The sequence below is a fragment of the Campylobacter sp. P0103 genome (genome assembly GCF_002139545.1).
Lineage (GTDB): Bacteria > Campylobacterota > Campylobacteria > Campylobacterales > Campylobacteraceae > Campylobacter > Campylobacter devanensis.
Genome location: NZ_MJKG01000006.1, coordinates 76,536 through 86,857, shown reverse-complemented (window position 1 = coordinate 86,857; position 10,322 = coordinate 76,536). Strand labels below are relative to the sequence as shown.

The 10,322-nt window shown below is 33.0% G+C and carries 9 protein-coding genes and 1 pseudogene; 5 read left to right on the top strand and 5 right to left on the bottom strand.

Going from position 1 to position 10,322, the window contains the following annotated elements; translation table 11 throughout:
* From CIGNP103_RS08325 to CIGNP103_RS07020, 3 genes are all read left to right on the top strand, one after another.
* Positions 1 to 94 (top strand): hypothetical protein (locus CIGNP103_RS08325; protein WP_236847417.1); only part of this gene is annotated, 94 nt, incomplete at its 5' end.
* A gap of 521 nt (positions 95 to 615) precedes the next feature.
* Positions 616 to 1,938, top strand: a complete 1,323-nt coding sequence (locus CIGNP103_RS07025; RefSeq protein WP_086252702.1) for a radical SAM protein — start codon at positions 616 to 618, stop codon at positions 1,936 to 1,938.
* Entirely contained in the window at positions 1,935 to 2,669 is a 735-nt protein-coding gene (locus CIGNP103_RS07020; protein ID WP_086230025.1) for a DUF4097 family beta strand repeat-containing protein, read from the top strand. The genes CIGNP103_RS07025 and CIGNP103_RS07020 overlap by 4 nt, the downstream gene beginning before the upstream one ends.
* A 1,476-nt stretch (positions 2,670 to 4,145) precedes the next feature.
* Here CIGNP103_RS07020 and CIGNP103_RS07015 read toward each other — a convergent pair.
* A pseudogene (locus tag CIGNP103_RS07015) lies at positions 4,146 to 5,015 on the bottom strand (PhoX family protein); the annotation flags it as partial.
* A gap of 109 nt (positions 5,016 to 5,124) precedes the next feature.
* Here CIGNP103_RS07015 and bioD point away from each other — a divergent pair.
* Positions 5,125 to 5,808 (top strand): dethiobiotin synthase, encoded by a 684-nt coding sequence (bioD, locus tag CIGNP103_RS07010; protein ID WP_086252700.1) that lies wholly within the window; start codon positions 5,125 to 5,127, stop codon positions 5,806 to 5,808.
* Between the two features lie 9 nt (positions 5,809 to 5,817).
* On the top strand, positions 5,818 to 7,173 hold the full coding sequence (gene bioA / locus CIGNP103_RS07005) for an adenosylmethionine--8-amino-7-oxononanoate transaminase (protein WP_201790329.1): 1,356 nt from the start codon (positions 5,818 to 5,820) through the stop codon (positions 7,171 to 7,173).
* Here the strand turns inward: bioA and CIGNP103_RS07000 are convergent.
* The 4 genes from CIGNP103_RS07000 to CIGNP103_RS06985 form a co-directional block, all read right to left on the bottom strand.
* The gene (locus tag CIGNP103_RS07000; protein ID WP_086268831.1) at positions 7,170 to 7,850 is read right to left on the bottom strand and encodes a methyltransferase domain-containing protein; all 681 of its coding nucleotides are present in this window, start codon (positions 7,848 to 7,850) and stop codon (positions 7,170 to 7,172) included. The genes bioA and CIGNP103_RS07000 overlap by 4 nt on opposite strands.
* Positions 7,840 to 8,454 carry a pimeloyl-ACP methyl esterase BioG family protein gene (locus CIGNP103_RS06995; RefSeq protein WP_086233918.1) on the bottom strand — a complete coding sequence of 205 codons (615 nt, stop codon included), beginning with the start codon at positions 8,452 to 8,454 and terminating at the stop codon, positions 7,840 to 7,842. Before CIGNP103_RS06995 ends, CIGNP103_RS07000 begins: the two co-directional genes overlap by 11 nt.
* Positions 8,435 to 9,532, bottom strand: coding sequence for an aminotransferase class I/II-fold pyridoxal phosphate-dependent enzyme (locus CIGNP103_RS06990; RefSeq protein WP_086268830.1), 1,098 nt, complete (start codon positions 9,530 to 9,532; stop codon positions 8,435 to 8,437). Before CIGNP103_RS06990 ends, CIGNP103_RS06995 begins: the two co-directional genes overlap by 20 nt.
* 152 nt (positions 9,533 to 9,684) lie before the next feature.
* Positions 9,685 to 10,320: an ABC transporter ATP-binding protein gene (locus tag CIGNP103_RS06985; protein WP_086233916.1), complete on the bottom strand. Its 636-nt coding sequence runs from the start codon at positions 10,318 to 10,320 to the stop codon at positions 9,685 to 9,687.
* Between the last annotated feature and the right edge of the window lie 2 nt (positions 10,321 to 10,322).

Below are 10,322 nucleotides of genomic sequence, written 5' to 3'. Positions count from 1 at the left end.
GATTAAAACAACCAAAGATTTTCATATAAATATGATGAATAATGATGATTTTATCAATAATTTATATGATACAAACTATTTAGCAAAGCATTAAATCTACTTAAATCAAATTTGGTTAAGATAGCCAAATTTGATTACTTAATTATATTTTTATTTGAGAAAATATTTTTATTATTTTGAATTTATTTAATATTTCCAATTTATAAAACCAAAAAATTTTAAGCTCCAAAATCATTTTTATTAAAAACTCAAAAGAGTTTTTAATAAAATTAGTTAAATCTGCGCCCGGCGCAGCTGCGAAGTAAAAAATAAAAGCGAAGCCAAGGTGTTGCTATCTTTCGTAGCGTCGCAAACGGCCTATTAGCGGTATTTTATGACAACGACCAACGAGTGCTAGCAAGCGGATTTATAGCTTGATTTTCTTTAGATGGATTAAACCGGCCAATCCATCATTGCGAATTTGAAATTTATATATTTTATAGCATAAATTTACTATTTTACGCACAAATCAGACTTTTTATTTAAATTTATTGCGATTTAAATCTAAAAATCAAAAAATTTTAAGTTAAATTTGATACAATCCTAAGCTCAAGTTTATTTAGAGAGTTTATAGTTATGAATACTTTTAGATTATTAAATCAAATAAGCATTGTCAAAGATGAGATTTATGGGGGGGGGGTATACCTATACAACTGGTATAATGATATAGGCGTAAATATAGAATACGAAAATATCCACTCAATAGACAAACGCAAAATCACATTCACAGACAAATTCAAGCAAGAATATATAGATTTCTTAAAAACAAATTATTTTATAAATGAAACTGATTTTTCAAAAGAGTTTTATCTCCAAGAATACAACAAACAACTCCAAAAAGAACAAGACGAACTGCATCTAATTTTGCTACCGGCTGGTTATGCGTGTAATTTTGATTGTGTGTATTGCTATGAAAACCACAATGACCGCTCTAGATTTAAGGGCAAACATAGCGATATCATATATGATTTAATCAAGCAAAAAAATCCCAAAAAACTTCATATCGAATACTTTGGTGGCGAGCCGCTTTTGGGATTGGCTTGGATACTTGATTTTGAAGAGCGTATCAAGGATATCGAGCACACTTCTTCGATGACCACAAATGGATATCTCTTAAACAAAGAGAATTTTAAAGCTTTATTGGACAAAAATGTAAGAACATTCCAAATAACACTAGATGGAATTGCCAAAACCCATGATAAACTAAGAATCAAATATGGCGGCGGTAAAACATACGATACTATACTAAATAATCTCAAAGATATTCAAACCCTAAAAGATAATTTTAAGATAATCATAAGATGTAATTTTAATGAGAGTAATGCCACGCCAGATTATAGAAAAGATTATTTTACGAACATTTCCTTCACAAAAAAAGATTATAGATTTAATCTAATTTTTAGACCCATAGGCCTATACTCTAAATTCAATAACACAACAACTCAAAGGCACATTGATGCTTGCTACTCTAGCACTGATAATATCAAGCACATCTGGGAAGAAGAGGCGCAAAATCAAGATTATCTTTTAGGCGATGTTGGCTTCTATACACTTACAGGTGGGGCGATTTGCTACGCTGCCAAAGAGTCATGCTACACAATCACGCCTAATCTTGAAGTCCTTAAATGCACAGTAGCAGTAGATCAAGATATAAACAAATTTGGAGATATAAAAGATGGATTAAAGCTAGACCCTCAAAAATTAAAAAACTGGGAACAATATAGCAAATTTGATGAGAGCTGTCTAAAATGCTTCTATTTTTTTCAATGTATGAATAGATCTTGCCCTTTACACAACCTAGAAAATAAAAGAAAAATTTGTCCTATAAAGCATAGCGACGAAAAATATATAGTAAAAATGATCAAAAGACAAAAAAAGATTTTAGAAAGGTTAATATGAATAAAACATTCAATTTCGCAGGTTCTAGCATAAAAGCCAATTTTGCTATCCAAATGGATATAGAGATTTTGCAAACTACCGAGCAAAACGCATATATAAAATTTGAAAGCAACAGCGATCAAATAATAGTAGAACATACAGAAAATAGCCTAACCATAAGCTCCAAAATAGATGATAAAATATCATCAAATATCAACAATATAAATAGCCTTAGTGATCTATTTGTATTTGCGCTAAAAGTAGGGATAAAATCCCAAGATATAAAAGGCATAGCAAAAATCTTCATACCTCAAAACAACAATAGCTCCTTAAATCTCAAAGCCAACAATGCCGACATCATATCAGACGCTAAAATAAATAGTTTAAATTTAAATATCAATAACGGTGACATCACAATAAAAAACAGCATAAATGATCTAGACGCAAAATCCAATAATTGTGATTTCAATATACAAGGCGATACAAAAAATCTAAAAATAGATTCTAATAACGGAAATATCGACATCACAAGCGATATAGAAAATTTAGATATAAAATCAAATAACTCCAATATATCATTAACAGGAAACAACAAAATCAATAATTGGATAATAAAAATGAATAACGGCACCATAAAAATCAATAAAAAAGATTTCGATGGAACCATTTACCACAAAGAAAATATCATAAATAGTGGTAGCGGCCAAGGTATCATAAAGATAATTGGCAGCAACATTATCGAAATTAAATAAATTTATGAAAGGAGAGAAGATGAAAATAGATCAAAGCTTGACATACCTAGCAGTTGCTGGATCAATATCTAGCGTTTTGGGTAATACAGTATGCCGTTGCAGTCCCAATTTAGGATGCTATTAATAAATAAATTTTTTGGAGGAAAAAATGAAAATAGATGTAAGTATTAACACAATGGCAAACAATCATAATATTTTGTCAAAGAGCGGGGATTTGGGTTGCGGCGTCACCGCAAATATCCCTTGCAGATAAATATAATTTAAATAAAATTATATTTAATATAGCTTGACTACGAGATAAACTTGCCTAGTCAAGCTATCAATGCGTCTATCTATCCAAGCTTGCTTGGTCTTTTGAAAATATAATCTTAACTTCTTCACAACCAAATATACTCGAATTCAAAAATATAAATATTTTATATCCCAACTAAACCCATCATCTAATATTTAAAAATCACACCATTTAAGATGGATCAATGTAGCAAATATATTGAATTTGTATTTCGTTTGCGTTTTATTACTATTAAAAACTCTTTTAAGTTTTTAATAAATTAGTTAAATCCGTGGCGTAAGCCACCCATTGAAAGGCTTTTACAAAATTTTCACAATAGCAAAATAACCTTAAATGATTATTTTGTGGCAAAAATTTAGAATGTTAAAAATGGGGTACCCCACGAAGTGGGGCTTTAGGTGGGTCAAGGGAGTGTAACTCCCTGTCGCAAAGCTGGGCTTAGCTCAGCTGCGAAGTAAAAAATAAAATCGAAGCCAGAGTGTTGCTATCTTTCGTAGCGTCGCAAACGATGATTTGCATCGTTTTGCTATCACGCTACTCATCTGCCAAAAAAGCGCTCCCCTTCCCACTTAAAAAAGAAAAATTTTTAATATTTCAATTTCACTAATAAATTTGATTTATCACCTTAAATCCACCATTTCCTAGCCATATACCCTATAAACATCATAATCAATATCCAGACCATTAAATATGGCGTTAAAACGCCAAGAAACCAAAATATCAAAACAAAACCAGATATCCCCAAGATAGTATCCTTATGAGCTATGATCTTGCGCAACACCGATAGATAAAATATAAGCAACAAAAAACACAAAATATAAAACACCGATCACTCCTGAATTTGTAAATCATATTATACAATTTATGATATCTAATTTATAAAAATATCAATAAAAATTTAAAATCTAAATACAATTTAAATTTTTATTATCCGTAAAATTATTTTTATTAAAGCTCGAAGAGTTTTAATAAAAATGGTGTAAATCTGTGCGAAGCGCAACAACTTTGAAAGGCTTTTACAAAATTTTCGCAATAGCAAAATAACCTTAAATGATTATTCTGTGGCGAAAATTTGGAATGTTAAAAATGGGGGTACCCTAAAAAGTGGGGCTTTAGGTGGGCTGGGGGAGTGTAACTCCTTGCCCGCAAAGCTGGGCTTAGCTCAGCTGCGAAATTAAAATATTTTATGAGCCAATTACGCCGCCATCTTTTTTACGGATTTGGACTATTGTGCTTCGTGGAGTTGAGTTGCCGCCATTTGGATAGTGGCTATTTGCTAGATTTTCGCCTGGATGTTGGATTCCTACAAACATAGTTGTATAATCTTCATTAAAGGCAATTCCCGTAATCTCACAAGCGACTGGTCCAGTCAAAAATCTTCTAACCTCGCCGGTGATAGGATTAGCACATAGCATTTGATTGTTTCCCATCCCTTCGTAATCGCCTTTATTTGAGTATTTGCCATCGGTTTGTATCCAAAGTCTGCCAAATCTGTCAAATTTCAATCCATCTGGGCTATTAAACATATTTTCTACATTGATATTGCTAGTTCCTTTTCTTAAATCATTTGGATATTTTAAAGGATTTCCCGCAAGTAAAAATATATCCCATTTAAAGCCACTATCAGCGTGATTACCGCCTTTTGGGGACCATCTTAGGATGTGGCCATAGATATTATTGGCTCTTGGATTTGACTCGCTCACTTCTGTTCTTTTGGTGTTGTTGGTTAGGGTTACATATAGGTATTTTCCATCTGGGTCTGCTGCTATCCACTCAGGTCTATCCATAGGTGTAGCACCAACTATGCTAGCTGCTAATCTAGCATTTATCAAGACATCGCCTTGATTATGAAAGCCATTTTTCTCATCTAAGCCATTTTTGCCATATTCTAAGGCCACCCACTCGCCTACGCCTTTGAAATCGGCGGTATCTTTTAGTTTGGCTACATATAGTGTGCCTTCATTTAAAATATCTTTATTTGGTTTATTTGGATTGTATTTGGCTTTGCTAACAAATTTATACATAAACTCATTAGCCTCATGATAAATTATGACGAAATTATAAAATCAGCTTGTAAAATTTTTATGATATTTTGGTTAAAAATATGTAAAATTTAGCCTTAAAATTTTAAAATACAAATTTAGAATATCCAAAGGAAGTAAGATGAGTAAAAAAATATTTATTTTAGGTACTGGGACTGATGTGGGCAAGAGCTATATAAGTGCCTTAATAGTCAAAAAAATGCGTGAATTTGGATTAAATATAGGATATTTCAAGCCTGTTTCGAGTGGGAATTTGGTAGGTGATGATGGGGATATAATCCCACTTGATGTGAAGTTTGTGCGTGAGTTTTCTAAGATTGAGCTTAGCTACTCTCAAATGAGTGAGTATAACTTTCTTAAGCCTTATTCTCCGCATTTATCAGCTATAAATGAGAAAAAACAAGTAAATTTAGATAAAATTCTAGCTAAATTTAAAATCCTAGATGAGATTTGTGATTTTTTGGTGATTGAGGGTGCTGGCGGAGCGATCTGCCCTTTTAGATATGATGGAGCAAAATTAATGCTACTTGATATAGTAAAGGTTATAAATTCAAGCGTTATAATAGTCTCAGACGCAACTCTAGGAGCGATAAATCAAGTGGGATTAACTAGCTTTTATCTAAGGCAAAATGGGATTGATATAAAGGGGGTAATATTAAATAATTTTGATGAGAATTGCCCAATTTGTGTTGATAATAAAAAGATGATAAAAGAGCTTTTTAGCTTAAAAATTCTCTCTTGCGTTAAAAGAGATGAGCTAAGCTTAAATATTAATAAAAATGATATTTTAAATATATTTAATTAAGGATAAAATATGCTTTTGGATATAGCAAAGATGGATTTGGAGCTAATCTGGCATCCGTGTTCGCAAATGTATGATTATAAGGAGCTACCACCGATTGTGATAAAGCGTGGTAAGGGCGTAAAAATCTATGATGAAAATGATAAAGAGTATATAGATATTATTAGCTCTTGGTGGTGTAATCTACTAGGCCACTCAAATGAGTATATCAATCAAGCTATCACAAATCAGCTTAACAATATAGAGCATGTGATATTTGCCAATTTTACTCACGAAGGCGCTGTGAGATTGGCTAGTAGATTAAGGCAAATTCTCCCACCTAAGCTAGATAAATTCAACTTTTCAGATAATGGTAGCTCGGCTGTGGAGAGTGCGCTTAAAATGGCGTTTCAATATCAGCACCAAGTAGGCAACACACATAAGAATAAATTTATCTGCCTTAGCAATGCTTATCACGGCGAAACTATCGGTGCTTTGAGCGTTGGGGCGCTTGATTTGTATGCTAAAATTTATGAGCCAATGCTCTTAAAAGCCATCCGCATAAAAGCCCCTAATATGTATAGAAGTGAATTTGAAGGTGATAGCGATGAGATAGCTAGAAAATATTTTGAGCATTATGCGGTGCCAATTTTTGAAAAATATGGCAAAGAGAGTGTGGCCTTGATAGTTGAGCCTATACTTCAAGCTGCAGCTGGGATGATGATATATCCGCCTTTGTATCTTAAAAAACTACGCCAAATTTGCGATGAATATGGGGTATTACTAATAGCTGATGAGATAGCTACTGGATTTGGGCGGACTGGGCGGATGTTTGCTTGTGAGCATGCTGGTATTAGCCCTGACATCATAACACTCTCAAAGGGTCTAACTGGCGGATATATGCCTATGTCTATCGTGGCTACAACTAATGAAATTTACAACGCCTTTTACGCTCCATACTCGCAAGGCAAGGCCTTTATGCACTCTCATACTTATAGCGGAAATCCACTTGGATGTGCTGCGGCAAATGCGGTTTTGGATATATTTGAGAGTCAAAATATCTTAAATTTAGCTCAACAAAACGCAATTTATCTAAATAATGAGATAAACTCCGCTCTAAACTCGCATAAAAATGTAGGTCAAATTCGCTCCATCGGACTCATAAACGCAATAGAGCTAGTAGAGCAAAAAGATAGCAAAAAAGCCTTTAATAAAGATCTAAGAATCGGATATCAAATTTACAAAAAAGCTCTAAAAAATGGTCTTATATTAAGGCCACTTGGTGATGTGATTTACTTCAATCCACCGCTAAATATCCAAAAAGATGAGATGGATGAAGCGATAAAAGGGTGCGTAAAAAGCATTGATGAGATTCTTGGGGGATTTTAGTTTTTTAAGATTAAAATTGCGAATTTATAACTTAGGCTAAAATCATCATTAAAGTGCGAATTTAAGGCTTCATAAGAGCTTTTTGTAAGCTTAAATTCGCCCTTAATATTATTAACTCCAGTATGTTTAAGGTGAGTTAAAAGCTCTTTTAAATTGCCAAATTTTAGCTTTATTTCTTGCTCTTTTATTGTGAGAATTTCAAATTTTTTACCAAAAATCGCTTTTAACTGGGCTAAATTTTTATACTCCAATCCTTGATTTGTAAAGCTAGAAAGCTCCCTTAAAGTCCCATCAATAAATATACTAAAAGCCAAAATTCCGCCACTTTTTAAGCTAAATTTGAGCCTATCAGCCAAATTTTCAAGGGCATTAATCCATTGAAAAACAGAGCTTGAGATGATTAGATCTTGTCTATTTTGAATTTGTAAATTTGAAATATCCCCTATTTGAGTGCGGAATTTACTCATAAATTCACTCTCATAAAGGTCATTTAAAATCAAATTTTCATAACTCAAATTATCTATAATCAACCTTGTCAAAACTCCGCTTCCAGCGCCAATTTCATAGATATCTTTGAAATTTTGCTTATAATCTTTAAGAGCTTGTATCAAAGCATTCGCCGCATCAATCTGCGGTTTGGCATAAAGGTCATAAAATTTCGCACTTTTAAATTTCAACTATCTCTCCAAAGCTTTTAAAATTAAAAAATGCAAAATGCGGAGCGTTTATAATCCTAGCTTTATCCTTAAAATATTCTAAAACTGCCCTATTATCAAAGACCAAATCACGCTTACTCACATAAGCCCTATCCCACGAAATAGCGTTATCACAAGGTAAAATAGCGTTTTTATAAAGATTTATAAGCTCTATTTTGGCATTTGGATTAAATGTAAAATCTTTCCATTTTTTCTCATTAATACCTAAAAAACAGAGCCTTTTAAAGCCCTCAAAATCAAACTCGCTTATACTTTTATAAAAGATATCTTTTTTAATCCCATATTTTTCATCTATTCCAAAAGGGGTGCCATTTATAGCGACTGCGACCTTTAAGGGGGTGTTTTTCAGCACCAAATTCGCAGCCCAAACGCCCATTGACCACGCTATTAAATATATATCTTTATTGGCTAGAATTTCCTTATCAAAGCCCAAATCGCTATAATCACTAACCACCAAAAGCCCATAATCCCCAAGCTCTAAGTGGCTAATGCTACTTTTATCAAATCCATAACCTAAAAATAACATAATAAGCTTTTTGCTATCTTTAATGAGATCCATTTTCATCTAAAATCCTTTTTAAGTTCACCAAATCATCAATTTCTAAATCCGCCCTTAAACTAATCCTAAGCCTAGCCTTACCCTCTGGCACCGTAGGTGGCCTAATGGCTGGTATGAAATATCCAAGACTTTTTAAGCTATTTGAAAGCTTTAAAGTCTTAGCATTATCTCCTACGATAAAAGGCGAAATATGAGTGGAATTTAGCCCCAAAAAATTGATTAAATTCCTTAAATTTTCACGCTCTTTTGTGTAGTCTTTGCTTAGCACAAAGTTACTCCAAGCTACATTTATAGGTGGTAAGGCGGTCGAATATATAAGGCTTCTAGCACTATTTATGAAGATATCTTTAAACTCATTTGAGCTTAAAATCACAGCCCCGCTGCTACCTAGCGCCTTGCCAAGAGTAATAAGCATAAAATCAATATCGCAACTCAATCTAGCACTAATCCCAAGCTCATCTAGAGCAAAAAATGAATGCGCTAGGTCGATATAGAGCATCACGCCATCATATCGCTTTTTTAAAGATAGCATAAAATCTATATCCGCTCTATCGCCATCCATACTAAAAATCGCCTCGCTTAATATGATAATATGCTTAAATTTATCACAATTTTGCTTAACCAAACTCTCTAATGCTTCATTGTCATTATGGGCGTAGCGTTTAAATTTCGCATTTGAGAGTTTCAATGCATCTATCATACTAGCATGAATTAATTTATCAGCTATAAAGAGTGTATCATTGCTATTTAAGGCGCTGATACAGCTTAAATTCGCACAATACCCAGAGTTGAAAATCACCGCACTTTTATGAAATTTAGCCTCAAACCAACTCTCCAAACGATCAAACTCATCACTTGAAGTATATACCAATCTACTAGCCCCAGAGCCAAAATACCACTCACTACCCAAACAAATTTGCAAAAATTCATCTCTTAATGCCCTATTGCTAGCTATCCCAAGATAGTCATTACTACCTAAATTCAAGAGATTTTTACCATCTAAACTTAGAAATTTTGAGCTTATCTTAGAGTGTTTTAACTCCCTAAAACTGCTATTTTGCTTTGCTTTTTCTATATCAAACATTATAACTCGCTTAAATTTGCCTTTTAAAAAGTTATAATTATATCAAAATGTAGCTATGTATTTTTAAATTTTCAATATTTTTCTAAAAGTATTGGCTTAGAATTTGCGACTTTACCAAAGATTGTATCGGAATTATAGATTTTTGGGGTGGATTAGCATTGAGTTAAGTGCTGATTAGATAGTTGGTATTTTATATCGCATAATTTGGCTATATCTTTATCGTGCGTTACTAAGACCAAAGCGGCGTTATTGGTTTTGACATAGTCAAAGATTACGCTCATGACCTCTTTAGCAGTAGTTTGATCTAAATTACCAGTTGGCTCATCAGCAAAAATAATTTTAGGATTTTTGGCTAGTACTCTAGCGATACTAACTCTTTGCTGTTGGCCGCCGCTAAGTTCGCCAATTTTTTGATTTATTACATTGTCGATTTTTAATGCTTTAAGGAGGTTTAAATTAATTTTTTGACCGCTTAATATAGTGGCGAGTTCGATATTTTCAAAGCCATTAAATCCTTTAAAAAGATAATGTGCTTGAAAAATAATCCCAAAATCATATCGGCGAATTTTTAAAAGTTCATCACTACTTAGCTTATAAAGTGATTTACCATTATATATAACTTCGCCATCAGTAGGCGATAAAAGTGTAGATAAAATGTGTAAAATTGTGGATTTTCCGCTACCACTAACACCCATAATAGCAGTAGTAGTAGCGGGTCTGATATCTAAATTTATATCGTTAAAGAGCAAATAGTCAAATTTATGAGATAAATTTAACGCCTTTAACATTA

Bases quoted from the DNA above. Each gene is read 5' to 3' on its own strand.
- CIGNP103_RS07025 (WP_086252702.1), top strand. From the start codon at position 616: ATGAATACTTTTAGATTATTAAATCAAATAAGCATTGTCAAAGATGAG.
- CIGNP103_RS07020 (WP_086230025.1), top strand. From the start codon at position 1,935: ATGAATAAAACATTCAATTTCGCAGGTTCTAGCATAAAAGCCAATTTT.
- bioD (WP_086252700.1), top strand. From the start codon at position 5,125: ATGAGTAAAAAAATATTTATTTTAGGTACTGGGACTGATGTGGGCAAG.
- bioA (WP_201790329.1), top strand. From the start codon at position 5,818: ATGCTTTTGGATATAGCAAAGATGGATTTGGAGCTAATCTGGCATCCG.
- CIGNP103_RS06995 (WP_086233918.1), bottom strand. From the start codon at position 8,454: ATGAAAATGGATCTCATTAAAGATAGCAAAAAGCTTATTATGTTATTT.
- CIGNP103_RS06990 (WP_086268830.1), bottom strand. From the start codon at position 9,532: ATGTTTGATATAGAAAAAGCAAAGCAAAATAGCAGTTTTAGGGAGTTA.
- CIGNP103_RS06985 (WP_086233916.1), bottom strand. From the start codon at position 10,320: ATGTTAAAGGCGTTAAATTTATCTCATAAATTTGACTATTTGCTCTTT.